The organism is Sphingopyxis sp., from assembly GCF_050916055.1.
Classification (GTDB): domain Bacteria; phylum Pseudomonadota; class Alphaproteobacteria; order Sphingomonadales; family Sphingomonadaceae; genus Sphingopyxis.
In genome coordinates this window covers 328,736-354,667 of record NZ_CP051527.1, presented here as the reverse complement: position 1 = coordinate 354,667, position 25,932 = coordinate 328,736, and the positions used below count along the sequence as shown (strand labels likewise).

The following is a 25,932-nucleotide window of genomic DNA, read 5'->3' as shown; positions in this document are numbered from 1 at the left end:
TGTATCTCCGTTCGAACTAATATCGCGCGCGAATGGCGTCGCGATGACGGGTCAGGTAGGCGCGGCTGAGTCCCAGTTGCTGCACCCCGGTGCCGATGAGGCCCTTGTGCGCTGCGCGCAGCGAGGACTGCAGATAGGTGTTCGACGGATAGGGCGCCCAATAGCAGCCGTTTACGGTCGAATAGGTGAAGTCGAAGCACTTACCGCGCGCGTCGATGACGCTCACTTCGCCAACCATTGGCATCGCGCCGCGATAGTCCTGCCGCCCCCTGGCGCTGACCAGCCCCGACAGCTCGCCATCCTCCAATATATAGCCACTGATCAGCGCGCCCATTTCGTTGGTGGTGGCGATGTCGTGCTTGACGAACATGTGGCAGGTCAGCGCCTCGCCGAAGCTGACGTGCCACCAGATCACCGCGCCATTTTCGCGTTCGGGGCGTGGCCCCCAGCTCCGGTCGCCGGTTTCGACGCAATCGACGGCATAGGATTTGCCGCGCACCACCAGTTCGCCGGTGATGCGGTACGTCATTTCATAATGACCGGCCCAGCTGCTGTCCCAGGCCGGCCCGTTGCGCTCTGCTGCGAGCGGATCGATCGCCGGGTCGTTGATGTCATAGGGCGTATGCAGCGCATGATAGTCGAGCTTGAACCAGGTGTCGTCGATGCCCCGATAACCGACGCGATAATGTCTGGTCGGGTCGACCGCCTTGATCGTAAGCCCGTTGGGCAGCGTGAAGTCGCTCAGCTTTTCGGGACAAGGCATATGCTGCTGATTGTCGATATAGGCCTGCTCCTCCCACAAGTCGCTGATCCGGTCGAGGATCGTCACATCCGCCATGCACACGCCGAGCATCGGGCGCGCGACGACATAGACGATGACGTTGATGTTCGCCTCGGGGACGCAAAAGGGAAGCGCTATCGTCTCTACCCATTGCCAATGCGAGTCCGGCGTGAAATGGAAATCGGCGTCCTCGGCGCGGATCATGCCGCCGCCTCCATCGTGTCGAACCCGTAAGGGAGAAACCAGCGCCGGTCCTTTTCGACACGGCGCGCTTCATGGCCGAGAATGAGCTGCGGCAACCTGGCCTTGGCCGTTTCGCTGCCGTCGGCCGATACCGCCTGGACAAGATCCTCGATGGCCTTGTTGATCGCGCTCAGCGCCGTCCGAACACCGGATATCTCGTCTTCGAGAACCGCATCGAGCCCACTCCGGGCAGCGGCGGTCCGGGGACCTCCATCGATCGCGCCGGCGAGTTCGGATGCGAGCACGCGCGTGTCGGCGAGCTCTTCCGCCTCGAAATCCTGGATGCCGTCAATCTGGAGGCGCAGTATCTGCAGATGGCCGATCGCCAGCTGACACTGCTCCTGAGCCAGCGACGCATCGGCGGGCAAGTGCGGAAGGATCACTTCGGTGAGCGAGCGAATGACGCTCGCGATCCGTTCGTCAGTGCTGGGGGTCATGCCGGGGCTCCCTTGCTCAGAAGGCGGACAAGGTCGTTCGCGAACATCGGTGCGGCGGCAGCGAGGAAGGTCAGCAGCACATCCTGGTGATTATGCTGCGACCGCGCCGCGGCCAGACCGTTTGCCGCAACGATGACGTTGCACTTCCAGCTCGACATCACGTCGTAATAATGAAGCGTCTTCCGGTTTACGGACCGTCCCGACCGGCGCTCATATTCTCCGATGAACTCCTCGCGTTCGAACAGATCGCTGGCGCGGAACGTGCCGTCGGGATCGAAGGCGCCGAAGATTTCCATCAACACCCACCCGAGGTCTTCGTGATAGTCGCCGATACGCGCCAGTTCCCAGTCGAGCAGCGCGGTGATCTCGCCGCTATCCTCGTCGAAGAGGTAATTGCCGGTGCGATAGTCGCCGTGCAGCATCACGAGGTCGGCGGTGTCGGGCATATTGTCGGCCAGCCACTGGCTCGCGAGCGCCATGATCGGCCGGGCCTCACCCTCGTCGACATCCCAGAGTTCGCGCCAGTAATTATACGCCCAGCGCGCCGCCTGCTTCGGGTCGGCGTCGGGAACTTCGAACCCGGGAAGCGGGTTGGCGCGGAAGTCGTAGCGATGTATCTCGACGAGGTGATCGAGAAACTGGTCCTTGATCTTGGCGCGGAGGTCCGGCCCGAGCCATGTTCCGAGGCCGGAGACTTTCACCCCGGCATCGCTTGGCTTGGTCACCCCCGACACGACGCGCAGGATCGCTGCGGCTTGCGGGAAGTGGTTCGCGTCATTGTCGATCCACACCGGCTCGGGCACGGGGACGCGCCCCTGCATCGCGCCGATCAGGGTGAATTCGCGCTCGCGATCGGTCTCGGTGATCGCCGAGCGCGGGTCCATGCGGAGCAGGAATTTCTCTTCTTTGCCGCCCTCCGAGAGCGTGAAGAAGAATTGCTCCTTCGACGCGCCACCGCCAACGCGGCGGACACCGGAGACGGCCGCGGCGGGTCGCTCCTTGGCGAAGAAGGTCGAGAGTATCTCGACGATCTCCTCGGTGAGCGCCGCGCGATAGGGCGGCAGGCTGCGGTTTGCGCTGCGACGATCGATAATATGCCGATGGACGGCTTCCATATCGTTCATCATCGTCGGGCGATCAATAAGGGCCATGTGCACGGATATGCTCCAGATAATCGGTGGGCCAGCAGCACTCCATCCAGCCGACGCCTTCCTTGCCGTCGATGAAGGAGCGGCCCCCGCTCTCGTTGAGGCTGCAATTCGGGACGGGCTTCAGCGTGTAGCAGCCGAACACCTCGGTCTTGATGCTGGTCGTGCGGCCGGCTTCGTCGACGATCTCGGCGGTGTAGCCCGTCTGCCAATATTGATCGTCATAGGTGACATCGACCGCGACGGTCTCGACGCGCGATGCCTTGCCATCCTTGTACACATAGCCGCGGATATTTTCCTTGCCGAGCGCATTGAAGCGCCAGAAGTGCACCGAAATCTCGTCGCCGACCTGGCCGACGAACCATTCATATTGCTGGAAAGGCACCCAGTCGCGCGTGCCCCAGCTATGGTCGCGGTGGCCGGTGGCGTCGAACTCGATCACGCGCTCGCCGATACGCAGCGTGCCCTTGACACGGCCGGCCTGTTCGATGCGATCGGTCGCGCAATAGGCAGGGCAGCCGCGCGGATCGGATGCATAGGCATAAGGCGGATGGAAGGCCTCGAACTCGAAATCGAGTGTGGCTTCGGGGGTCTCCCAGCGAACATGCGCGGCGCCGAACTGGAGATCCTGCTGCATCTCGAATCCTTCGATCTGCCAGTCGTCGAAGCCCATGTCGGGAGAAACCGGCCGGTCGGCGAGGCGCTGCTGGATCGGGTCGCCGCCGACGCCGGGTCCGAAGACGGCGAGCGCGGCACCGGCGACGCTGTCCTTCGAGACCCAGGTATAAGTGAAGAAGGCGATCTGATGCTCGGGAAGCACGACGATATAGGGGATGGATTCGCGTCCCATGGCAACGTCGGGGAGCTTGTGGCGCCCATCATGGACGACATCGATCTCCATATCGGGTTCCGCCCAGACATTGCTCTCAAACATCATCACTCTCCAATTTTCTTATTGAAATATATGCAGTTATTGCGTCGCGGCCCCGGCGGGAGGTTGCCAGGGCCGCGATGCCCCCTTTTGCCTAGAACCGAAGGGTCGCCTCGACGCCGTAGGTGCGCGGCTGGGCGCGGACGCGGTAGCCGGTGCCGAACAGATTCTCGAGGCTGATACCAAACGGGTAGTAGAGCTTGTTGGTCAGGTTCTTGCCCCAGACCGAGATCGAATAATTGCCCATCGTATAGGTGGCACGGGCGTTGGCGACCCAATATTTGCCGTTTCCGTCGCCGAACTTGCCCGAGGCCACGGCCGGGAGCGGTCCGCGGCTGTAATCCTTGAACGAGTCGAAATAGAATTGGCCGGTGTAATTAACGTCGCCGTGCAGCGTGAACTTGTTGTCGCCATCATCGATGACGTCCCAATCGGCGGCAAAGGAGGCCGACTGCTTGGCGGCGTAGGGGAAGGGATTACCCCCGACGCTGACCGGCCCGCCCGAGGATACGACGCAGCTGCCAAGCTGTGCAGGGAAGTTCGGAATCGTCGACGGATCGGCGGGGCAGTCGCCGCCCTTGTAGCTTGAGTCGAGCAAACCGAAGGAGGCGCTGAGCGTAAAGCCGTTGAATGGCTCGACGATCGCTTCGACCTCGAGGCCCTTCAGCGTCCCGTCGAGCGCGATGAGGTTGGCGGTTGCCGACGCATCGACCACCTGTCCCTGCTGGCCCTTATATTTATAGTAGAAAGCCGAGATGTTGAACTGGGCGCGATTGTCCCAGAAGCGCGACTTGATACCGCCTTCGAAGGCATCGACCTGCTCGGGCTTGACGAAATAGACCTGGTTGGCGCTGCCATAGGCAAGACCGTTGAAGGTCCCCGAGCGGTAGCCGCGGCTGTAGCTGGCATAGACCATCACGTCGTCGACGGGCTTCCAGTCGACGATCGCGCGCCCGGTGACGCGTCCAGCCGAACCCTGGTTCCTGAGGCCGCCCGGAAGCGGGATCCCGAGACCCTGGAAGGAGGGGATGACGACATTGCCCGCCTCATCCTGCACATCCTGCAGGAAGTAGGGCGCGAAGCCCCCCCCCTGCTGGAAATCGGAGACGGTGATCAGGCGCGCCGTGCCGGTATCGTCAAAATAGGTGGTGACGCCATCAAGGAAGCGGTTCTTGTCTTTCGTGTAGCGCAGGCCCGCGGTGAACTTGAGTGCGGGCGTGATCTCGTAGCTCGCTTCGCCATAGGCGGCATAGGAGGTGCGCTTCTGGACGAAATGCTGGGTCGCATAGATGCCGGTCGGGAGCGAGCCCGCCGACAGGGCCGTGCCGTTGAATGCGCCGCCCGGGTTGAAATAGCTCGCCGGGAGGCCAACCGCGGCGCGCACATCACGCAGGAAGTTGAAGAAGTCGGGCGTGTTGTCGCCCGTTACCTTGTCCTTGCCGTAGAAGACGCCGACGATCGCCTTGAACGGACCGCCGTCGAAATCGAAGCGAACGTCCTGGTTGAACGCGCTGAACTTCGACCGGTAGCCGATCGCACAAAGGCGCAGCGGCGTGCCGTCACAATCGGTCTGTGACTGCGAGTAGAGGCCATCGTCATAACCGCTCACCGAGATCAGCTTGAGATTGTCGGTGAGTTCGATCCGCGCGTCGAACACGGCGCCGCGTGCCCGCGACGTCGCGATCCCGACCGAGTCGAGTTCGACTTCGTTGATCCCTAGACCGCGGCCCGACTGGCTGTAGCTCGTCGGGAGCAGACCCGCCGGCGCGAGCGCCGAAAAGAGCCCACCAAGGAGGAAGTTGGGATTGGTGTAGCTGATCACATCGCTGGTGCGCGACGAGCCGGTCGGGATCGGGCTCTCGGTGCCGCCTTCGGCTTCGGCCGCATAGACTTTGAGCTTGAGATCGACGGTATCGACGGGCTTCCAGCGCATCGACAGGCGAAGGCCGTAGCTCTTCGTTCCGCCCGGGCTGCGTCCGCTGTTGAAGTTGAGGCCCGATGCGCCGCCGCCGGCCGCGGTGCTCGGTCCTTCGGGGAGCCGGTTCTTGATGTAGGAATCGGCATCGACGTAAGTTGCCGCGAGGCGGAGGCCGAACTTGTCGGGCGAAGGCGTGACCTCGATCGCGCCTTCGAGGTTGATGCGATTAAAATTGCCGTAGCCGGCCGTGAAATAGCCTTCCTGGCCCTCGAGCTGCGGCGACTTGGTGATGAAGTTCACCGCGCCGCCCGTGGTGTTGCGGCCGTAAAGCGTGCCCTGCGGGCCGCGCACGACTTCGATCTGGTTGAGATCGTAAAGCTGCTGGCCGTGGCTCGACCGGAACGCCTGATAGACTTCGTCGACATAGACGCCAACCGGCGAGGCCGCGTTGGCGTTGAACTCGGTGCCGACGCCAACGCCGCGCACCGAGAAATTCGGCTGCTGCTGCCCGTAAGGCGACGACACCTGGAAGTTCGGCATCGTGTTGTTGAGATCGCTGGTTTCGAATACGCCCTTGTTCTGGAGCGCCTCGGACGAGATCGCCGACACGGCGACGGGGACGTCCTGCAGATTTTCGGATCGCTTGGTGGCGGTCACGATGATGTCGCTGAGACCGACCTGGTCCTGCGTACCGGTATCTTCCGCCGGCGCTTCCTGTGCGAAGGCGGGCGACGACAGGGTGGCGATCGCGACGGCGAGCATGCTCGCGGATATAGACGTCTTCATTAGAGCTCTCCCAGTTGCACGCGGACGGGGAGACCCGGTGCGATCATGTCCGCAATTTATTGCGTGACCTTGATACGCAAAATAATCTGTGCCACAAACATGTCAACCACTTTACGAGTTTTTCGAGAGAGATGCCGAATGTCGCTGTTATCCAAGCTTTTTGGAAAGGCTCCCGAGCGCTCGGTTGAGATCGAGTCGTCGGGGGACCGCTTTTCCGTACCTCCGGGTACCACGATTCTGGAACGCGCGCTCGCCGAGGGAATCGCCTATCCGCACGACTGTACCGTCGGCACTTGCGGGTCCTGCCGCACCCGTCTGATTTCGGGTAAAGTCGAAGCTATCACGCCCTTTGGATATACGCTGAGCCGCGAAGAACTCGAGGCGGGATATATCCTCGCCTGTCAGGCGCTTCCCAAGTCCGATCTCGTCCTCGATGTCGAGATCGGAAGCAGCGCCTACCAGGAAGCGGTGCGGCAGCCGGCGCGATTCGAGGGCGCGGACGACCTCACCCACGACATCAAGCGCGTTTCCATCAGAGTTGATAAACCGATACACTATAAGGCCGGGCAATATGCCAACATCCACTGGGGCGATGGATCGATCCATCGCTCCTACAGCTTCGCCGATGCCCCCGAGGCCGGGGGCACGAGCGAACCGCATTTTTTCATCCGTCACGTCCCCGGCGGGCAGTTTACCGATCGCCTGTTCGGCGGATCGCTTCCCGCCGAGCCGATCGAACTCGATGGCCCGCACGGCAATTTCTGGCTGCGCGAGGGCAAAGGACCGATCATCTGCATTGCCGGCGGCTCGGGGCTGGCCCCGCTTCTGAGCTTGCTGCAGGATGCCGCGAACCGGCGTGTCCGGCGCGACTGCATTCTCCTGTTCGGCGGCCGCGGCGAACGCGACCTCTATGCCGCCGAGGCGATCGCGGCGATCCGCAGCGCCTGGACGGCGAGCTTCGATTATTGGCCGGTCCTCTCCGAGGAGAATAACCCGCAATATCGCCCCGGCTTCGTGACAGCTTATGCCGCGCAGGCGCTCGAACGCCTTGGACCGGGCGCCCATGGCTATATGTGCGGTCCGCCGCCGATGATCGATGCCGGCATTCACGCGCTCACCGAGGCCGGCATCGGCCTTGCCGACATCCACTACGATAAATTTACAGACGCCAGCACAGGCGCATGATCACGGGAGAATGAGATGAGCCTCGATCGCAGCAGCTTTTTTATCGGCAATGAGTGGGTCCGCCCCGCAACCGACCGCAGCTTCAAGATCCACAATGCCTCGACCGGCGAACATGTCGCGACTGTCCCCGAAGGCAGCGAGGCCGATATCGACGCAGCCGTTGCAGCGGCGCGGCGCGCCTTCGATCATTCGCCGTGGCCAAAGCTCGCCCCGAGCGAGCGCGCCGAGGTGATGCTGCGCTTCATGGCGGCGCTCATCGAACGCGGCAGCGCGATCGCGGAGGCGGTCAGCCTTCAGAACGGCATGCCGGTCACGCTCGCCAACATGCTCGAGGCGCAATTTCCGGCGGGCGTCCTGCAATATTATGCGAGCCTCGCCGAGAGCCTGAGCTCGAGCGAGACGCGTCCGTCGCAAATGGGCCAGGAAACCCTCGTCGACCGCGCCCCGATCGGCGTCGTCGCGGCGGTCGTGCCCTGGAACTTCCCGGTCACCCTCGCCTTCAGCAAGATCGCGCCCGCGATGCTCACCGGCTGCACGCTGGTCATCAAGCCTTCGCCCGGCACCGTGCTCGATAGCTATCTCGTCGCCGAGGCGGCGCTCGCGGCGGGCGTTCCTGCGGGCGTCATCAATATCGTTGCCGCCGACCGCGAGGTCGGGGCCTATCTCGTCGCGCATCCCGGCGTCGACAAGGTCGCCTTCACCGGCTCGACCGGCGCCGGCCGCGCGATCGCAGCGCAATGCGGCCAGCTGCTCCGGCCGGTCACGCTCGAGCTCGGCGGCAAGTCGGCGGCGCTGCTGCTCGACGATGTCGATCTCGCCTCCTTCCTGCCCGCGATCCCGATGGTAAGCATGCTCAACAACGGACAGGCCTGCTATAATGGAACGCGCCTTCTCGTCCCCGCGGCGCGCTACGACGAGATCGTCGGCGCTGTCGCCGAGACGGTCTCATCCTTCACGGTCGGCGACGCGCTCGATCCCGCGACGCATGTCGGGCCGATGGCCTCGGCGACGCATCGCGACCGCGTCGAATCCTATATTGCGAAAGGGCGCGATGAAGCGCGGCTCGTCGCCGGCGGGCGGCGCCCGAAAGGGCATAACAGCGGCTGGTTCGTTGAACCGACGGTGTTCGCCGATGTCGATGAAAATGCGGTGATCGCGCAGGAAGAGATTTTCGGGCCGGTGCTGTCGATCATCCGATATACCGACGAGGCCGACGCGGTCCGCATCGCCAACGCCTCGCAATTCGGCCTCGGCGGCTCGGTCTGGAGCCGGGACCAGGCGCGCGGCATCGCGGTGGCGCGGCAAGTCGAGAGCGGCACGGTCGGCGTCAACGGCTATATGCCATCGCTCGGCTCGCCCTTCGGCGGGATCAAGGCGAGCGGGATGGGCAGCGAATTCGGACCCGAAGCTCTCGCCAGCTATCAGCGCACCAAGTCGATCTATGTGATGGGATAAGCGGTCGGGCGCCGCCAGGCGGCGCCCGCCACGCCCGATTTTCAGCCGGCCGCGCTCGCCTTCGCGAGATGGCGCTCACGCGCGACGAGATAGAGCGGGAACGCGAAGCAGGTCCCGACGAAGGACAAGGCGAAATAGAGCCAGCCCTTGCGCGCGCCGAGCCCGACACGCACCGCGTCGGGCACGACCCATATCATGAAGACGAGCCAGACCGCCAATATGTCGATTGTGAGAAACGCGGCGGCGCTGCCGCTCCGGTAGGCGTCGAGAAAGAAGGTCGGCAAGAGCAGCAGATTGCCCCCGTCCCGCGCCCATGCGATCCCGTGCCACCAGGCCGCGGCCGCCGAGGCGACCGCGATCAGGATGTAGAGTGCGTGCCGGGCCGCCATCAGCTCGCCGCCCAGGCGCCTGCCGGCTTCTCGTCGAACCAGTCGGGCCAGCCGGCAGCGCGGTTCTGTGCCTTGGCAAGTTCGCGTTCCTCGGGAGTTGCGAGCTCATTGTCCCAGCGTTTCAGCGCAGGTTTGATGACGACATTATGCCAGAGCGGCGGAATCAGCGCCGAGAAGAAGCAGACGAAGACGCTCGGCATCGGGATCCATTGCCGATCGGGGCGCAGTTCGTGGAAGGCCGCGAAGCTGTCGGTGTGGTGGTCGGCATGATTGGTGATTTCGAAGCCCATCACGCGCGACAAGGGCTTGAGATGGTTCCAGACGTGACGGCGCGAGATCGCGCCTCCAGGAATGCGGATGAGGCCGTAATGCTGGAAATAGTTGAAGCTTTCGACCCAGAAGCGCGCGCCGATCATGCCGCCGAGAACCACCGCGACGGCGGTCCAGCCGCCGATCAGGAAGACGAGGCTCTGCATGACGAGCTGCGCAAGCAGCGCTTTCCAGATACGGTGCCGGATCGACCAGCGGCCGTAGCCCTGCTTCTCGAGGCTATCGCTTTCCATCCGCCACGCGTCGCCCGTGCTCTGGATGACGGCATGGCCGGTAAACCCGTAGAGCGAGACGCCGCGGCGCGCGGTGTCGCCGTCATGCTCGGTCGCCACGTCGAGGTGATGCCCGGTGACATGCGCAATCTCGCGGGTGCAATCGAGATAGCAGACCTGCGAATAGGTACCGATGAAGCGGCGAAGCTTGCCGCGCTGGTGATAAAGTTCGTGCGAGGCGGGAACGAGCGGAACAACGCTCATCCAGGCGAGCGACAGGATTGCACCCGCATATTGCCAGGGCGTGATCGCCTCGGCCGAGCGGACCCAGTAGGCGGCCATGAAGTAGAGACCGACCGCGAGAATCGTCGCGAACCAGATCGGAAGGTCGGCCAGAAGGCCGCGTTTCATGGTACGCGGCCGCATGTCGTTGGGCAGGACCGAATCGATCAAGCCGAGCAGGGGCAGCGATATGATGCCGATGAAAACCCAGTTTCCGCCAAGCGCAAAGCCCACATAAGCTGCGAGTTGCACGACCACGGGTACATAATAACGCAAATAATCCATTCGTCCTCTCCCAAGGCGATTTCATATTACGTATCATCCATACGCATAAAGGTAAAGCAACTTATCATTTATGCGAAAATTCGTTGCGGAAAATGCGGATCGCGGCCTATCGAGTGCGCATGAAGATGCGTGACCTCGAGAAACGGACCGGCGTTCACCGCGAGACCATCAGGGTTTTTTTCCGGCACGGGCTGCTGCCCGAGCCAGCGCGCCCGGCGACCAACGTCGCCGATTATGATGAAACGCATGTCCAGGCGGTCCTCGCGGTGCGAAAGCTGCAACGCGACGACGGCCTTACCCTGCCCCAGATCAAGGAAGCGCTCGGCGGACGGAATGGCGAGGGCCGCGTCGATGCCGCCGCGTTCCAGAACCTCGAGGCGCTGGTCGCCGCACGCGTCGGCTTCGACGGTGAAGTGCTGCTCGATACGCTGGCCGAGGAATGGCCAAATGCGGCGAAGGACGCGAAGGTCTTCGAGAAGCTCGGGATCGTCGACATCCGCAAAACGCCGAAAGGCCCGGCGCTCAGCATCATGGACAGCCGTATCGTCACGATCTGGCAACTCATGCGCGCCGAGGGCTATACCGAAGAGAATGGCTTTCCCCCGACCGTCGTCGATTTCTACGCCGCACCGGCGGACCTCGTGGCGCGCGCGGAATCGCAGCGCTTCATCGACGCGACCGAGGGCCGGATGAGCGATGCCGATGCGGCCGCCCTATTCCACGCCGGGATCCGGCACATGATCGACTTCTTCGGACTGCTGCGTATCAAACGGCTCATGAGCTACATTCACTTCGACGCGGCGTCGGGTCATGTCGATGCGGCGCGCCGCGACGCGAACGGTCCCCCGAGATAGGCAGGATAGCCAAGCTCGGCGACCACCGCATAATCGGCAAGCCTCTGCTCATCGGTGCCAAGGTTTTCCGCCCAGATGCCCACCGCTTCGCCGGCTTCGGCCCGGACTGCCGGGTCGCTCCATCCGCCTGCCAGCGGACGTAGCGCGGCGACGACATCGCCAACGAACGCCGGCAGGCTCTCCTTGCGAACGTGCCGGTCATAATCGGTTTTACCCAGGAACAGGGTCTGGATCATATTGCGCGGCTCGGGCCTCTGGATGAGGTGCGCGAAGATCGCCATCTCGCTGCGGATCGCGCCGTCGAACGCCTGCGGCAGCCCGAACTCGATGCAGTCGAGGATCGCGATCGGCGCGGGATAGAAACCGCCGGTTTCCACCATCATCTTCGCGCGCACCGGGTCGATCCGCGCCGACACCGAAGCCGGACCGGGGTCGAGCCAATCGTCCAGGTCCCAAGGCTGCGCGGCGACGGGCACCGACAACAGCCACGCCTCGGCGGCGGCAATTTCCTCGCCGGCCGGAACGACCGCATGGACAAGTCCGGCATCGAGCGCGGCCTGGCCCGCGAGCCGGCCGCCCTCGAGCAGGATCGGGAGCGCGGCCTCGACACCGACAAGGCGCGGCAAGCGCTGCGTACCGCCGGCACCCGGCAGCAGACCGACGAGCGACTCAGGCAAGCCGAGCGCGGCCTTCGGGCTGTCGGCGAGAACACGATAATGGGTCGCAAGCGTCAGCTCGCAGCCACCCCCGAGCGCAAGGCCGGCAATCGCCGAAGCGACCGGCTTTCCTGCCGTCTCGAGCGCGCGGAGCGCAGCGCTGAGCGGAAAGAAATGGTCGAAAGCGATATGGAAGCGGTCGCGCGCGGGCGCGGCGACGATCATGTCGTAAGCGACGCCGAGTTCGGTGAGATCGGCCCCCGCGCAAAAGGCATTGTCCTTTCCCGAGCGGATAAGGACGCCAACGACGTCGCTCGTCCCCAGCCAGCCGGCGAAGGCCTTGAGCTCGTGGATCGCGGCGTTGGAGAAGACATTCATCGTCCTTCCGGGCGCATCGAAGACAAGATGGACGAGGCCACTGTCCTGAAACTCGAGGCGGAACTGCTCCATGGCGGGCGGCTGGGTCGTCATCCTGTTTCCTTCGATCATCGGGCGGACGCGAGCGGCCCCTTGCGGACCTTGCCGGCGTCGTCGCGAACGGGCTGTATTTGGGTGTCGAGGCTGCGCGGGTGCTTCTCGCGCGCGAGCCAAGGGTTCAGAAACTGTGAGAGGTCGGCGAGATTTAATATCCCCTCCCCGGCCTCTACGACGGCGTGCATTGCCTGCCCGAGATCGGGATGCGGCCGCCCGACGACCGCGCAGGAGCGGACCGCCGGGTGGCGCAGGATCGCGGCTTCGACCTCGGCGGGCCAGATATTGACCCCGCCCGAGATGATGAGGTCGGTCCGCCGGTCGGCAAGATAGAGATAGCCGTCGGCGTCGAGCCGTCCGATATCGCCGACCGATTCCCAGCCGTCCTCGGTGGCGCGGCGTTCGGCGCCAATGTAGCGATAGGTCGACCCCGGGCCGCCGGGCGGCATGGCGAAGACTTCGCCGTCCTCGTCGGCTTCGCATTCGCGCCCGGCCTCATCGACGATCCTTATCCGTCCGCCGCCGATCGGCCGGCCGACCGAACCCGGGCGTTCGAGCCATTCGCGCCCGCCGATCCAGCACCGCACGAGCCCCTCGGTCGCGCCATAGACCTCCCAGATATGATCGCGCCCGCACCAGTCGATCCACGCCTGCTTGAGCCAGGGGGCCATCGGCGCCGCGGTGTGGACGACCATCGCCCAGCGCGAGAGATCGTGACAGGCGCGCGCGGCCGGGGTGAGCGCCATGATCCGGTGCATCATCGTCGGCACCATCAAAGACCAGGTCGCGCCCTCGTCGTCGATGAGCCCGAGCGCCATCATCGCGTCGAACTTGTCCATCGTGACGATCGCCGAGCCCTTCCACAGGGCGAAGATCGCGGCGCTGAACGGCGCATTATGATAGAGCGGACCCGGAACCAATATGCAGCTGTCCGCCGGAATGCCGATAAAGTCGATTCCCTCGGGAAAACCGGCGGCACGGCCGTCGATGATGACCTTGGGGATTCCGGTGCTCCCGCCGCTCGTACAGGCCTTCCACGACGCGGCAATATGGCCGGTCGGCGCGCCGCACGGCGCATCGTCGGCGGGACCTTCGCCCGGCGCGATGCCGAGGCGCGGCTGCATGACCGCGATCACCGCGTCCCGTTCATGCGCGGTAATCTTCCAGGAAATCGGTGCCGGGGTTGCCCCGGCGCGGTAGATGCCGAAAGCCAGCGCGATAAAGTCGGGACCATTGGGCAGTGCGAATGCGACAAGATCGTCGGCGGTCACGCCGCGCCCGGTCAGCCAGGCGCACCACTGCGCCGAGCGACGGTCGAGATCGCCCCACGTCCAGCGCGCAGCCCCGTGCACGATCGCGAGGCGATCGGGCGGAAAGGTTGCGGGGACGTCGGCGAGGGCGCGCATCGTCAGAAGCCGACCTTGTCGCCGCCCTTGAGCGCGAGAATTTCGCGCGCTTCGTCGGGTGTCGCGGCCTCGAGGCCGAGCCCCTCGATGATCTGGCGCACCCGCGTTACCTGCGCCGCGTTGCTCGGGGCGAGGACGCCCTTGTCGAGCCAGAGATTGTCCTCAAGACCGACACGGACATGTCCGCCCATCGCGGCCGCCTGCGCCGCGACCTTCATTTGCGAGGCGCCGGCACCGAGCACCGACCAGCGATAATTGTCGCCGAACAGCCGGTCGGCGGTGCGCTTCATGTGCAGCACCTCTTCGGGGTGCGGGCCGATACCGCCAAGGAGCCCGAAGCAGGTCTGGATGAACAGCGGCGCCTGCACGAGGCCCTCGGTCCAGAAATAATGGAGATTGTGGAGGTGGCTCGTGTCGTAGCATTCGAACTCGTAGCGCGCGCCGGTTGCGTTCAGCGTCTCGAGTGCGTAACGGATGTCCTTGAAACTGTTACGAAAGACGAGATCGTGGCTGCCCTCGAGCATGGCGGGCTCCCACTCATGCTTGAACTCCTTGTAACGCTTCAGCATCGGGAACAGCCCGAAGTTCATCGACCCCATGTTGAGGCTCGCGACTTCGGGCTTCCAGACCGCGGCGGGCTGCACGCGCTCTTCGACCGGCATATAGGGCGAGCCTCCGGTCGTCAGGTTCACCACGACGTTCGACGATTGCTTGATGACGCGCAGGAAGGGTTCGAAAGCCTCGGGGCTCTGGTCGGGCCGCCCGTCTTCGGGATTGCGCGCATGGAGATGGACGATCGCGGCGCCCGCTTCGGCGGCGCCGAGCGCGCTTTCGGCAATTTCTTCGGCCGTCACCGGCAAATGCGGCGACATCGACGGGGTGTGGATCGATCCGGTGATCGCGCAGCTGATGATGATCTTGCTCATATCTCGTCCTTTTCAAAGTTTCGCCGCATAGGCGCGCCAGCCGGCGGTCAGCGCCTCGCGGTGCTGCGGGGCGGCGATGGCGACGAGCGCTTCGGCGCGCTCGTCGTAGGAAAGCCCCCGGATATCGGCAGCGCCGAACTCGGTGGCGATGATGTCGCTGTCCATACGGCCGAGCGTCACCGGCCCCGCCGAGGCGCCGGGAAGCGCGATGCGGCTGATGGCTCCTCCATCGGCGGCGGCCGGCAGCGCGATCACGCGAAGCCCCCCGCCCTGCCGCGCGCCCGCCGTGAAATCTGGCGCGCCGCCGGGTCCTGATATCAGCCCGCGCGGCCCGAATTCCGAAAAGACCTGGCCGAGAAGATCGACCTCAAGCGCCGAATTGATCGCGACGAAATTGGCTATGCCCGCGATGATCGCGCGGTCGTGCGTGACCGCGGCGGGAAGAAAGGCAAATTCCGGCCCTTCGATCGCGCGGTAGAGCCGGCGCGAGCCGATCGCGACGCCCGCGGTGACCGCCTGCCCCGTTGCCAGCGCTCCCGCTTCGAGAAGATCGACAACCTCGTCGCCGACAAGTCCGCTATGGACACGCAGGTTCCGCCGGCCGGTGAGCGCGCGCAATATGGCGCCCGGCACCTTGCCGACCCCGGTCTGAAGCGTGGCGCCATCGGTGATCCAGGGTGCGACATGGCCAGCAATCGCCTCGGCGATGGGATCGGCCGTGCCATCGGGTTCGCCGTCGAATCCCGCCGCCTGCTCGACATAGGCGGTGAGCGCGCTGAAAGGGATGCCGCTGTCGCCGCGCGTTCGCGGCATCGCGGGATTGATGTGCGCGATCCGGATCGGGATTTGCGGCCAGAGTTCGGCTGCGAAATCGACCGCGGGCCCGAAGCTGCAGACGCCCTCGCCGTCGGGCGGCGTCACCATGCAGATCAGCGCGTCGATCTGGATATTACGGAGCCGACGGCGGATGTCGCTGTAGCAAAGCGGTAGCTGTTCAACGCGCCCGCCCAGATCCTTCTTGAGCGGTGGGGTCACGAAGAAGGTCTCGACGCGCGCCGCAGCGCTCGCAAGATAGCTATGGCGATTAAGCCCCGGCACGAAGATGCCGGTGAAGGTCATCGCGCCGATCGCCTCGCCCGCTGCCATCACGGCCTCGGCGAGAAGCACAGATTCGCCCGAGGCTCCCGTCACCAGCACGCGCCCGCCGGCCGGCAACAGCTCGGCAATGTCGGCGGGATCGAAGGGAACGGGAGCCATGACGGTCGCTTGCCCGCGCCTACTTCACATATTTGTGAAAATCGGGCATCCGCTTTTCCTGGAAGGCGCGCATGCCTTCCTTCGATTCCTCGGTGTCATAGAACAGCTTGACCGCGTTCAGGCCAAACTGGCTAATGCCGCGGATATTATCGCTGTCGGCGTTGAAGCTGCGCTTGGCGAGCGCCAATGCGGTAGGCGAGCGCTGCGCGATGATGTCGGTCCATTCGTTGACGGCGGCGTCGAGCTCGTCGGCGGGCACGACCCTGTTGACGAGACCCATTTCGAGCGCCTCCTGCCCGCTATACTGGAGGTTCAGATACCAGATTTCACGAGCCTTCTTGTCGCCGACATGCCGCGCGAGGAAGGCCGTGCCCCAGCCCGCGTCGACCGAACCGACTTTGGGACCGACCTGGCCGAGCTTCGCGGTGTCGGCCATGATCGACAGGTCGCACAGCGTCGCGAAGACATGGCCGCCGCCAATTGCGAAGCCGTTAATGCGGGCGATGACCGGCTTGGGAATGTCACGGATGATCGACTGCAGTTCGTCGATCGGCAGACCGACGATGCCGCGACCATCATATTGGCCGTCCTTCGCACTCTGGTCGCCGCCGGTACAAAAGGCCTTGTCGCCGGCCCCCGTCAGCACCACCGACGAGACGCCCTTGTCGTCTGCCGCGAGCTTGAACGAGGCGATGAGTTCCTCGATCGTCTGGGCGCGGAACGCATTGTAGAGCTTCGGCCGGTTGATGATGATCCAGGCAGCGCGGCCGCGGACCTCGTAAATCACGTCTTCGAAAGTGGTGGGGTCGATCATCTTGTCTCTCCTGAAGGTTCGGGTTTGCGGTAAATTGCCGATGCGCGTCCGATCCTGCGTCCCTCGATAGTGAGCAGCGACTGGACGAACAGCATCGTGCGGGTCTGGTTCACGAGCTCGACCTGCGCCTCGACGAGCGCGCCGGACGGCGCGGGCGCGAAATAGTCGACACTGAGCGTGATCGTAGGCGTATGCGCCGCGCCGGACTCGCAGCCCGGCCAGACGGCGACGATCATCGCATCCGAAAAGGTCGCGAGCGCCCCGCCATGGCAGGTGTCGACGGGGTTGAGATGCTGCTCGCCGACGCGAAAGGCCATGCGCTGGCTGGAGCGGTCGATAAAGACCGGTCCGAACCTTGCGCTATACCCCTTGCCTAGATCGACGAGCGCATAGCCGGGAGGCGGCGCTTCGGACATGAACTGATCAGATCATGTTCATGCCACCGGCGACCGAGAAGGTCTGGCCGGTGATGAAGCTCGCGTCGTCGGAGGCGAGAAAGGCGACGATACCCGCATAATCCTCGGGCTCGCCCATACGCTTCAGCGGAATGCCGCGGACCATCGCGTCCTTCCACTTCACCGCCTGTTCGCCCTCGCCGAGCACGCTCGCCATCATCGGTGTGTTGGTCGGTCCCGGGCAGACTACGTTGAGCAGCACCCCCTTGGAGGCGAGTTCACGCGCAACAGACTTGGTAAAGCTGATCAGGCCGCCCTTGCAGGCGGAGTAAACCGCTTCGTTGCTGGTGCCGACGCGCGCCGCGTCCGAGGCGATATTGATGATCCGGCCGCCGCCGCGCGCGACCATGCGCGGCGCGACCGCAGCATGGGTGAACAGCGGACCGTAAAGGTTGATCGCGATGATCTTGTCCCAGAGCGTCTTGTCGGTCGCGAGGAAGGGCGACGGCTTGTCCCAGCCGGCGTTGTTGACCAGCGCCCATATGGGGCCAAGATCGGCCTCGACCGCCTCGACCGCGGCGTTCACCGCGTCCTGGTCGCTGACATCAAGCGCGTAGGTCTTGATGACCGCACCTTCGCCCGCGATGCCGGCGGTTTCCTCGCCGGCTTCCGCCTTGAGATCGAAGATTGCGACCTTGCAGCCTTCGGCTGCGAGACGGAGCGAAAGCGCCCTGCCAATACCCTGACCGCCGCCTGTGACGATCGCTACCTTGTCCTGCAAACCCAACACCATATCTCTCCTGATTGCTATGTCATAAATTCGGGATCGGGGCCCAGCGTCTCGGCCTCGCTTCCGGCGAGTTCGAGGAGCGTCTCCTTGATGGTCAGAAGCGTCGCGGCGGCCTGGTTCAGCGCATCCTCCGACACATTTTCGAGAATCTGGAGCTCGATCTGCTCCACATTCTCGCGGATGGTGATCACCATCTTGCTGCCCGCGCGGGTCAGATAGACGCGGCGCGCGCGGCCATCGCTGGCGTCGGCTCGGCGTTCGACGAAGCCCGCCGCTTCCATGCGGTCAAGCAGGCCGCCGATCGCGACCTTGGTGAGGTCGAGGTCCGCGGCGAGCGCGGTCTGGGTCATCCCGTCGCGGCGCGACAAAAAGGCGAGTACCCACCATTGCGAGCGGGTGATGCCGAGCGGCTTGAGGGCGCGGTCCACCACGACGCGGCGCAGGCGCGACACGTCGTGAATGAGAAAGCCAAAGCGAAGTCCGGTGTTGAGGTCTTTGGTCACAGCAGATCCTTGGTGTTGGTTTGCACCGCCACCGCTAGCCCCGATTGATAGATTTTCAAAAGGAACTGTTTCGGAATCTTTTGGACCGCGTGCCATAATCCGGTCAGCCCCGGTTCTTCTGGAGCTTGCCCTTGAACATCTCGCGCGCGATGATCGTCTTCATGATCTCGATCGAGCCTCCCGCGATCTTGACGATGCGTGCATCGGCATAAGCCCGGCAGATCGGATATTCCCACATATAGCCCCAACCGCCGAACAGCTGGAGACACTTGTCCGCCGTCTCGCAATGAAGCTCGGAGGTCACCATCTTCGCCATCGCGGCGTCGACGGGATCGAGTTCGCCTTTCATGAACAGGTCGATGCATTTGTCGGTGAAGACACGCGCCATCACCGAACGGGCCTTGAGGTCGGCGAGAACGAACTGTGTGTTCTGGAAATCGCCGATCGACTGACCGAACGCCTGACGCTCGGCGGTATAATCGACGGTCCATTCGAGCATCACCTCGGTGACCGTCGCCGAGCGGATCGCCTGTGCAAGGCGCTCCTGCGGCAGCTTGGTCATCATGAGCTTGAAGCCTTCGCCCTCGCCGCCGAGCATCGCGCCCTCGGGAATGCGCATATTGTCGAAAAAGAGCTCGGACGTGTCCTGCGCCTTCATGCCGAGCTTTTCTAGATTCTGGCCGCGGTTGAACCCGGGCGTCGCCGCATCGACGAGGAACAGCGTCACGCCATGTGCGCCGGCCTGGCTGTCGGTCTTGGTCGCAAGCACGATCACGTCGCAAAGCTGGCCGTTCGAGATGAAGACCTTTTGCCCGTTGATCACGAACTCATCGCCATCGCGCACTGCCTGCGTGCGCACGGCCTTCAAATCACTGCCCGCATGGGGCTCGGTCATACCGAGCGAGCCGATCGCCTCGCCCTTGACCATCTTCGGCAGCCAGCGGCGCTTCTGCTCCTCCGACCCGAAGGACAGGATATAGGTGGCGACGAGATCGGTGTGGATGAGGAAACCGGGACCGCTCGCCCCGACACGCCACAATTCTTCATAGACGACGGCGTCGAAGAGATAGTCCAGGCCTAGCCCGCCATATTCCTCGGGCACGGTGCAACAGAGCATGCCGGCCTCGCCCGCCTTCAGCCAGAGCTCGCGCGGGACAATGCCTTCCTTTTCCCACCGGTCATGGTGGGGGACGATTTCCTTCTCCACGAACTTGCGGACGGACTCGCGCCACATGTCATGCTCTTCGCTAAAGATATTGCGTTCAATCATCGGCCAGGCCCCTTTTTTCTCTGTTCATCAGCCTGCCCGATTGGCCTTGTCGCGCTGCGTCGACTGCTCGATCGCCTCGCGTGCGGTCTGCCACTGCGCGTCGGTCATGCCGGTCAGGTCGGCGAAGGTGCCGGGGCCCGCGAGATGCTGACCGCCATCGATCGCGATCGTTTGTCCGGTGAGATAGTCGCAGCCGTCGGAGAACAGGAAGGTGATCAAATTCTGGAGTTCGGGCATCGCCCCGTAGCGCCGGAGCGGCACCGTCTCCTCGCTCGTCGCCGACGATTTCGCATCGGGGATCGGATTGAGCTTCTCCCAGGCGCTTTCGGTCGGAAAGGGGCCCGGCGCCGTCGCGTTGAGGCGGATGCCATAGGGCCCCCATTCGACCGCGAGCGACATCGTCATCGCGTGAAGCGCGGTCTTCGCCATCGCGGAGGGGACGACGAAGGCCGAACCGGTCCACACCCAGGTGACGAGGTTGCTGACCACCGACCCCTTGATGCCTTCGTCGATCCAGCGCTTGCCGAGTGCGAGCGTCACATGGAAACTTCCGTCCATCACCGTCGAGGTGATGGCGCGAAATCCGCGCGGGCTCAGCCCCTTGGTCGGCGCAATGAAGTTGGCGGCGGCATTGTTGAGGAGGCTGGTGACCGGTCCGACCTTCCACATCGCCTCGACCATCGCGTCGACCTGATCGGCGTCGCGGATGTCACAAGTATGCCAATGTACCTTTCCGGGGTTCTCCAGCGCTATCTCGGCGGCGGCGGCCTCGAGGACGTTGGCGCGGCGGCCGCAGATATGTACGGTCGCCCCCTTGGCGGCCAGCGCCTTGGAGATTTCCAAGCCCAGCCCCGATCCGCCGCCCGTCACGAGAATCGATTTGCCCGCGAGCACGTCGGACCGGAATATATCCATGGTGAGCCTCTTCCCCGTCTTCAATTCTGGATAGCGACCTAGCGTCGCCCTAATTTCGTAAGTCAGTTTACAACTTCAAAAATTGCTGTCAAGGATGGTTGCAGGAAACAACTGAACATTGGCGGGAGGTAGCAAGAGGTGACCCATCAACCGGGGTCGATTGTGGCTGTCGGCGGATATTTGCCGCTGCTGCGCCTGGACCGGGCGCAGGCTGCCAGATCGCTGAAACATTTTGGACTCGGCGGACGCCAGGCAGGCTATCGCGCCGTCGCCGGCTGGGACGAGGATGCCTTCACGCTCGCCGCCGAGGCGAGTCGGCTGCTCACCGAGTCGCCGCCTGCGCGCATCTGCTTCGCATCGACCTCGGCGCCCTTCATCGACCGGGCGCATTCGAGCCTGCTCGTCGACGCGCTGGCGCTGCCGCGCACGACGCGAACGCTCGATGTCGCCGGAAGCCGGCGCTGCGCAGTCGCAGCACTGCTCGACACGCTGCTCGGCGCCGACGACAGCCTGATCGCGGCGGGCGAGCGGCGGCCGGCCAAGCCCGGAAGCCTCGCCCATCTGGCTTATGGTGACGGCGGCAGCGCGGTGCGCACCGGCGCCGATGGCGCTGCGAAGCTCGTCGGCTGGGCATCGCAGGCGCACGACCTGCTCGACAGCTATGCCTCGCGCGGCCACGAAACCGCTTATCCGAGCGAAGAGCGCTTCGTGCGCGACGTCGCGAGCAGTGCGATCATCGCCCCGTCAATCAACGATGCCTGCGCGAAGGCCGGGATCGCCGCCGGCGATATCAAATGGGCGGCGGTCCATGAGCCGCTCTCGGGCATGTGGAAGGATATCGCGCGCCGGACGGGTATCACCGCACCTAACCTCGCCGCGACGCTCGCCGAGCAGGCGGGCGATCTCGGCGCCGCGCATGCCCTGTTCGCGCTCGGCCTCGCCTTCGACGCCGCGCGTCCGGGCGACCATGTCCTCCTTACGGGCTTCGGCAGCGGCTGCGACGCCCTCATTTTCCGCGTCGACGCCAAGGTGCCCGGCGCGAGTTCCGTCCGGGCGGCGCTCGGCGCGGGCGAAGCGCTGACCGACTATGTCCGGTTCCTGTCGCTCAGCGGCGGCGTCGACCTCGATTTCGGAGTCCGCTCCGAATTCGAACAAAAGGCGCAGGCGACCGTCGTCGAACGCTATGGCCGCGACACGCTTGGCTTCATCGGCGGCCGCGATGGGCAAGGCAATGTCCAGTTCCCCAAGACCCCGATCCCCGTGCGCCCCGGCGCCACGGGACGCGAGGCGCTGGAGGATGTGCGGTTGGCAGATCTGCCGGCAAAGGTCGCGTCGGTCACCGCCGACCGCCTCAATTACACGCCCGACCCGCCCTTCTGGTTCGGGCTGGTGCAGTTCGACAATGGCGCGCGCATCCTGATGGAACTCACCGACGCGAGCGGCACCGGTTTTGCCGTAGGCGATGCGCTCGGCATGCGGCTCAGGATCAAGTCGATCGACAAGAGGCGCGGCATGCGGACCTATTTCTGGAAAGGCGTGCCCGCAAAGCGGCCGCAGATGGAGGCCTGAGCGATGGCGACGGGTATCAAGGACAGGGTCGCGATCATCGGCATGGGCTGCTCGGTGTTCGGCGAGCGCTGGGATCGCGGCGCCGACGATCTGATGATCGAGGCCTTCGAGGAAGCGATCGGCGATGCCGGCATCGACCGGAGCCAGATCGAGGCCGCGTGGATGGGCAATGCGCTCGACGACATCAATGTCGGCAACAGCGCGCTCCCCCTCGCCCATGCTCTGCGTCTCCAGACCATCCCGGTCAGCCGCGTCGAGAATATGTGCGCGACAGGCACCGAGGCGCTGCGCGCCGCGGTCTATGCCGTCGCCTCAGGCGCGATCGATTTCGGACTCGCGCTCGGCGTCGAGAAGCTCAAAGACACCGGCTATGGCGGGCTGCCGCTCCGGACCAAGGGCCTCGCGAACGACCTGTGGATGCCTTATGGCTCGGCGCCGGGCACCTTCGCGCAGCTCGCGGGCGCCTATAGCGCGCGCCATTCGCTCGACGGCGGCGACCTCAAGCAGGCGATGGCGCATGTCAGCTGGAAGAGCCACCAGAATGGTGCGCTCCACGGCAAGGCGCATCTCAGAAAAGCGGTCGAGATGGAGACCATCCTGAAGGCGCCGATGATCGCCGATCCGCTTGGGCTGTTCGATTGCTGCGGCGTCTCCGATGGCGCGGCCTGTGCGATCGTTACGACACCCGAGATCGCGAAGAGCCTCGGTATCGCGAACCCCGTCACTGTTAAAGCGATCCAGCTCTCGGCGAGCAATGGCTGGGAGATGGGCTATGGCGAATGGGACGGCGCCTCGGTGCGCAACACTCAGGTCGCGGCGAAGCGCGCCTATGCCGAAGCCGGCATCACCGATCCGCGCGCCGAGCTATCGCTGACAGAGGTACATGACTGTTTTTCGGTCACCGAGCTCGTCACGATGGAGGATCTCGGCCTGTCGGATTCGGGCCGCGCGGTGTTCGACATTCTCGACGGCAAATATGACCGTGGCGGTGCGATCCCGTGCCAGACCGACGGCGGGCTCAAATGTTTCGGGCATCCGGTGGGCGCTTCGGGCCTCCGCATGGCCTACGAGGTCTATAATCAGCTGCGCGGCCGCGCCGGCGATCGGCAGCTCGCCCAAGTCGATTTCGGCCTGACGCACAATCTCGGCGGCGCGCCGTTCAACAGCGTCGCGGCGGTCTCGATCCTCGGCCGCCTCGACTAGGGAGAGACAAAATGGCAGGACTTTATTTCGAGCAGCTCAGCGTGGGCCAGATCTTCGATCACGAGATCCGGCGGACGGTGACCGACATGGACAATATCCTGTTCAGTTCGCTCACCTATAATCCGGCAGCGATCCATATCGATCATGCCTATGCCGCGACGACCGAGTTCGGCAAGCCGCTGATGAACTCGATCTTCACCCTGGGACTCGTGATCGGCCTCTCGGTGCAGGACACGACGCTCGGCACGACGATCGCCAATCTCGGCATGAGCGAGACGACCTTCCCGAAACCCGTCTTCGCGGGCGACACGATCCGCGCGCGCACGACGGTGATCGAGCTTCGCGACAGCAAGTCGCGCCCGACGCAGGGCATCGTCACCTTCGAGCATCTCGGCCTCAACCAGAAGGACGAGATCGTCTGCCGCACGCTGCGCGGCGCGCTGATGATGCGGGGCCCCGCGTGAGGCTTCGCTCGCTCCTCTTCGTACCCGGCGATAGCGAGAAGAAGTTCGCCAAGGCGCGCGGTATCGGCGCCGACGTTCTGATCCTCGATCTTGAGGATTCGGTCGCGCCGAGCATGAAGGAGGCCGCGCGCGCGCATGTCGCCGCTTTCCTCGATGACCAGGCCCCGCGCGACTGGTCCTTCTTCGTGCGCGTCAACCCGTTCGACACCGGCCTGACCTTCGACGATCTCGCGGCAGTGGTGAAGCCCGGGCTCGACGGCCTGCTCATCCCCAAGGCCAATGGCGCGGCCGATATCGAACGCATCGGCGCCGAACTCGACCGTCTCGAGGCGAAAGCCGGCATGATCGTCGGTACGGTCAAGATCGCCGTTGTCGCGACCGAGACGCCGCTCGCGATGTTCAATCTCGGCAGCTACACTCCGCCGCACCCGCGGCTCGTCGCGCTGACCTGGGGCGCCGAGGATCTCGCAGCCGCGATTGGTGCCACCGGTAACAAGGAAGAGGATGGGCACTGGACCGATCCCTATCGGCTCGCCCGCTCGCTCTGCCTCTACGCCTCCGCGTCGGCGGGCGTTGCGCCGGTCGACACGCTTTATGCCGATTTCCGCAACCCCGAAGGTTTGGAGGCCGATTGCCGCCGAGCCCGCCGCGACGGTTTCACCGGCCGCATCGCGATCCATCCCGACCAGGTCGCGATCATCAATCGCTGCTTCAGCCCCTCGGGCGAGGAGATCGCCGAGGCGCAGATGATCGTCGATGCCTTTGCTGCCAGCCCCGACGCCGGCACGCTCGGCATCGACGGCAAAATGTACGATATTCCCCATTTGAAGGCCGCGCGCCGCACCCTTGCCAGCGCCTGACCACGGAGAGAGGTTATGACCGCCACCCGCTCACTTCCGACCGAAGAGGATCTCGACGCGATCCGCGAGGGCGTTCGCGCCGTCTGCGCGCCGTTCGACGATGAATATTGGCTCGACCGCGACAATACAGGCGAATTCCCGAAGGATTTTCACCGCGCGATGGCCGACGGCGGCTGGCTCGGCATCACCATGCCCGAGGAATATGGCGGCTCGGGCCTCGGGGTCACCGAGGCGATGACGATGATGAACGAGGTCGCGGCGTGCGGCGGCGGTTTTGCAGCCGCCTCGACGATCCATATCAATCTCTTCGGTCCGCATCCGATCGTCGTGAAGGGCACGCCCGAGCAGAAGGCACGCTGGGTCCCCAGGCTCGTTGCCGGCGAGGACCAGTGCTGCTTCGGCTTCACCGAGCCCGACGCTGGGCTCAACACGACGCGGATCAAGACCTTCGCCGAGAAGGTGCCGGGCGGCTATCTTGTCAACGGGCAGAAGGTTTGGACCTCGACGGCGCAGGTCGCGAACAAGATCATGCTGCTCACGCGCACGACCAAGTTCGAGGATTGCGCCAAGCCAACCGACGGCATCACCATCTTCTACACCGACCTCGATCGCAGCAAGATCGACGTCCATCTCATCCCCAAGATGGGCCGCAAGGCGGTGGATTCGAACGCGATCTTCATCGACGGGCTGTTCATTCCCGAAGAGGACCGGATCGGCGAGGAAGGCAAGGGCTTCTCCTACATCCTCCACAGCCTCAATCCCGAGCGCGTGCTGATCGGCGCCGAGGCGATCGGCATCGGTCGCGACGCGCTGCGGCGCGCGACCCAATATGCCAAGGAGCGCATCGTGTTCGACCGGCCAATCGGCCAAAACCAGGGCATCCAGCATCCGCTCGCCGAAAAATGGATGTATCTGGAATCGGCGTGGCTGATGGTCGAGAAGGCTGCGCGGCTCTACGACAGCGGCCTTCCCTGCGGCGCCGAGGCGAACAGCGCCAAGTTCCTCGCGGCGCGTGCGTGCCATGATGCGGCCTGGCAGGCAGTCGCGACGCATGGCGGCTTCGGCTATGCCAAGGAATATCATGTCGAGCGGCTCTACCGCGAAAGCGCGCTGACCCGCCTCGCCCCGATCACCGAGCAGCTGATCATGAGCTTCATCGCCGAAAAGGTGCTCGATCTCCCCAAAAGCTATTGAGGA

At 64.3% G+C, this 25,932-nt stretch carries 25 protein-coding genes; 8 read left to right on the top strand and 17 right to left on the bottom strand.

From position 1 onward, the window contains the following. Positions 1 to 16: 16 nt before the first annotated feature. From HEQ22_RS01710 to HEQ22_RS01690, 5 genes are all read right to left on the bottom strand, one after another. Positions 17 to 985 (bottom strand): DUF7064 domain-containing protein, encoded by a 969-nt coding sequence (locus tag HEQ22_RS01710; protein WP_432769478.1) that lies wholly within the window; start codon positions 983 to 985, stop codon positions 17 to 19. Beyond that, positions 982 to 1,461 (bottom strand): hypothetical protein, encoded by a 480-nt coding sequence (locus HEQ22_RS01705; protein WP_432769477.1) that lies wholly within the window; start codon positions 1,459 to 1,461, stop codon positions 982 to 984. Before HEQ22_RS01705 ends, HEQ22_RS01710 begins: the two co-directional genes overlap by 4 nt. Next, on the bottom strand, positions 1,458 to 2,612 hold the full coding sequence (locus HEQ22_RS01700) for a phosphotransferase family protein (protein ID WP_432770920.1): 1,155 nt from the start codon (positions 2,610 to 2,612) through the stop codon (positions 1,458 to 1,460). Before HEQ22_RS01700 ends, HEQ22_RS01705 begins: the two co-directional genes overlap by 4 nt. Next, positions 2,599 to 3,546: a DUF7064 domain-containing protein gene (locus HEQ22_RS01695; protein ID WP_432770919.1), complete on the bottom strand. Its 948-nt coding sequence runs from the start codon at positions 3,544 to 3,546 to the stop codon at positions 2,599 to 2,601. Before HEQ22_RS01695 ends, HEQ22_RS01700 begins: the two co-directional genes overlap by 14 nt. A gap of 88 nt (positions 3,547 to 3,634) precedes the next feature. Beyond that, on the bottom strand, positions 3,635 to 6,244 hold the full coding sequence (locus tag HEQ22_RS01690) for a TonB-dependent receptor (RefSeq protein WP_432769476.1): 2,610 nt from the start codon (positions 6,242 to 6,244) through the stop codon (positions 3,635 to 3,637). Positions 6,245 to 6,289: 45 nt separating this feature from the next. Between HEQ22_RS01690 and HEQ22_RS01685 the strand changes: the two genes are divergently transcribed. Both HEQ22_RS01685 and HEQ22_RS01680 read left to right on the top strand, forming a co-directional pair. Next, positions 6,290 to 7,429 (top strand): 2Fe-2S iron-sulfur cluster-binding protein, encoded by a 1,140-nt coding sequence (locus HEQ22_RS01685; RefSeq protein WP_432769475.1) that lies wholly within the window; start codon positions 6,290 to 6,292, stop codon positions 7,427 to 7,429. Between the two features lie 15 nt (positions 7,430 to 7,444). Further along, positions 7,445 to 8,884 carry an aldehyde dehydrogenase gene (locus tag HEQ22_RS01680; RefSeq protein ID WP_432769474.1) on the top strand — a complete coding sequence of 480 codons (1,440 nt, stop codon included), beginning with the start codon at positions 7,445 to 7,447 and terminating at the stop codon, positions 8,882 to 8,884. A 41-nt stretch (positions 8,885 to 8,925) separates the two neighbouring features. On the opposite strand, the gene HEQ22_RS01675 is transcribed toward HEQ22_RS01680, so the two are convergent. Together HEQ22_RS01675 and HEQ22_RS01670 are read right to left on the bottom strand one after the other, a co-directional pair. After that, the gene (locus HEQ22_RS01675) at positions 8,926 to 9,273 is read right to left on the bottom strand and encodes a DUF2834 domain-containing protein (RefSeq protein ID WP_432769473.1); all 348 of its coding nucleotides are present in this window, start codon (positions 9,271 to 9,273) and stop codon (positions 8,926 to 8,928) included. Further along, a complete protein-coding gene (locus HEQ22_RS01670) occupies positions 9,273 to 10,382 on the bottom strand; it encodes an alkane 1-monooxygenase (protein WP_432769472.1) in 1,110 nt (369 codons plus the stop codon). Before HEQ22_RS01670 ends, HEQ22_RS01675 begins: the two co-directional genes overlap by 1 nt. A 92-nt stretch (positions 10,383 to 10,474) precedes the next feature. Between HEQ22_RS01670 and HEQ22_RS01665 the strand changes: the two genes are divergently transcribed. Continuing rightward, the gene (locus HEQ22_RS01665) at positions 10,475 to 11,236 is read left to right on the top strand and encodes a MerR family transcriptional regulator (RefSeq protein ID WP_432769471.1); all 762 of its coding nucleotides are present in this window, start codon (positions 10,475 to 10,477) and stop codon (positions 11,234 to 11,236) included. On the opposite strand, the gene HEQ22_RS01660 is transcribed toward HEQ22_RS01665, so the two are convergent. From HEQ22_RS01660 to HEQ22_RS01615, 10 genes are all read right to left on the bottom strand, one after another. Next, a complete protein-coding gene (locus HEQ22_RS01660) occupies positions 11,191 to 12,363 on the bottom strand; it encodes an enoyl-CoA hydratase-related protein (RefSeq protein WP_432769470.1) in 1,173 nt (390 codons plus the stop codon). The two genes, HEQ22_RS01665 and HEQ22_RS01660, sit on opposite strands and share 46 nt — an antisense overlap. Positions 12,364 to 12,377: 14 nt before the next feature. Continuing rightward, positions 12,378 to 13,769, bottom strand: coding sequence for an AMP-binding protein (locus HEQ22_RS01655; protein WP_432769469.1), 1,392 nt, complete (start codon positions 13,767 to 13,769; stop codon positions 12,378 to 12,380). Positions 13,770 to 13,771: 2 nt separating this feature from the next. After that, positions 13,772 to 14,695, bottom strand: coding sequence for a 3-keto-5-aminohexanoate cleavage protein (locus tag HEQ22_RS01650; protein ID WP_432769468.1), 924 nt, complete (start codon positions 14,693 to 14,695; stop codon positions 13,772 to 13,774). Positions 14,696 to 14,707: 12 nt separating this feature from the next. Further along, positions 14,708 to 15,952 (bottom strand): acetyl-CoA hydrolase/transferase family protein, encoded by a 1,245-nt coding sequence (locus HEQ22_RS01645; protein ID WP_432769467.1) that lies wholly within the window; start codon positions 15,950 to 15,952, stop codon positions 14,708 to 14,710. 19 nt (positions 15,953 to 15,971) lie between these two features. Continuing rightward, positions 15,972 to 16,766, bottom strand: a complete 795-nt coding sequence (locus HEQ22_RS01640; RefSeq protein WP_432769466.1) for an enoyl-CoA hydratase-related protein — start codon at positions 16,764 to 16,766, stop codon at positions 15,972 to 15,974. Then, positions 16,763 to 17,182, bottom strand: a complete 420-nt coding sequence (locus HEQ22_RS01635) for a PaaI family thioesterase (RefSeq protein ID WP_432769465.1) — start codon at positions 17,180 to 17,182, stop codon at positions 16,763 to 16,765. Before HEQ22_RS01635 ends, HEQ22_RS01640 begins: the two co-directional genes overlap by 4 nt. Positions 17,183 to 17,189: 7 nt before the next feature. Beyond that, positions 17,190 to 17,954, bottom strand: coding sequence for a glucose 1-dehydrogenase (locus tag HEQ22_RS01630; protein WP_432769464.1), 765 nt, complete (start codon positions 17,952 to 17,954; stop codon positions 17,190 to 17,192). A gap of 14 nt (positions 17,955 to 17,968) precedes the next feature. Continuing rightward, positions 17,969 to 18,454: a MarR family winged helix-turn-helix transcriptional regulator gene (locus HEQ22_RS01625; protein WP_432769463.1), complete on the bottom strand. Its 486-nt coding sequence runs from the start codon at positions 18,452 to 18,454 to the stop codon at positions 17,969 to 17,971. Positions 18,455 to 18,557: 103 nt separating this feature from the next. Continuing rightward, positions 18,558 to 19,724, bottom strand: a complete 1,167-nt coding sequence (locus HEQ22_RS01620; protein ID WP_432769462.1) for an acyl-CoA dehydrogenase family protein — start codon at positions 19,722 to 19,724, stop codon at positions 18,558 to 18,560. Between the two features lie 27 nt (positions 19,725 to 19,751). Continuing rightward, positions 19,752 to 20,639, bottom strand: a complete 888-nt coding sequence (locus HEQ22_RS01615; RefSeq protein WP_054735061.1) for an SDR family oxidoreductase — start codon at positions 20,637 to 20,639, stop codon at positions 19,752 to 19,754. Between the two features lie 138 nt (positions 20,640 to 20,777). Between HEQ22_RS01615 and HEQ22_RS01610 the strand changes: the two genes are divergently transcribed. From HEQ22_RS01610 to HEQ22_RS01590, 5 genes are read left to right on the top strand one after another with little or no spacing between them, the layout of a single operon-like run. Further along, positions 20,778 to 22,208: a 3-oxoacyl-[acyl-carrier-protein] synthase III C-terminal domain-containing protein gene (locus HEQ22_RS01610; RefSeq protein ID WP_432769461.1), complete on the top strand. Its 1,431-nt coding sequence runs from the start codon at positions 20,778 to 20,780 to the stop codon at positions 22,206 to 22,208. Between the two features lie 3 nt (positions 22,209 to 22,211). After that, positions 22,212 to 23,411: an acetyl-CoA acetyltransferase gene (locus HEQ22_RS01605; RefSeq protein ID WP_432769460.1), complete on the top strand. Its 1,200-nt coding sequence runs from the start codon at positions 22,212 to 22,214 to the stop codon at positions 23,409 to 23,411. Between the two features lie 11 nt (positions 23,412 to 23,422). Further along, a complete protein-coding gene (locus HEQ22_RS01600; RefSeq protein ID WP_432769459.1) occupies positions 23,423 to 23,875 on the top strand; it encodes a MaoC family dehydratase in 453 nt (150 codons plus the stop codon). Beyond that, complete coding sequence (locus tag HEQ22_RS01595) at positions 23,872 to 24,735, top strand: HpcH/HpaI aldolase/citrate lyase family protein (protein WP_432769458.1); 864 nt, start codon at positions 23,872 to 23,874, stop codon at positions 24,733 to 24,735. The genes HEQ22_RS01600 and HEQ22_RS01595 overlap by 4 nt, the downstream gene beginning before the upstream one ends. 15 nt (positions 24,736 to 24,750) lie before the next feature. Further along, a complete protein-coding gene (locus tag HEQ22_RS01590) occupies positions 24,751 to 25,929 on the top strand; it encodes an acyl-CoA dehydrogenase family protein (protein WP_432769457.1) in 1,179 nt (392 codons plus the stop codon). Positions 25,930 to 25,932: the final 3 nt, after the last annotated feature.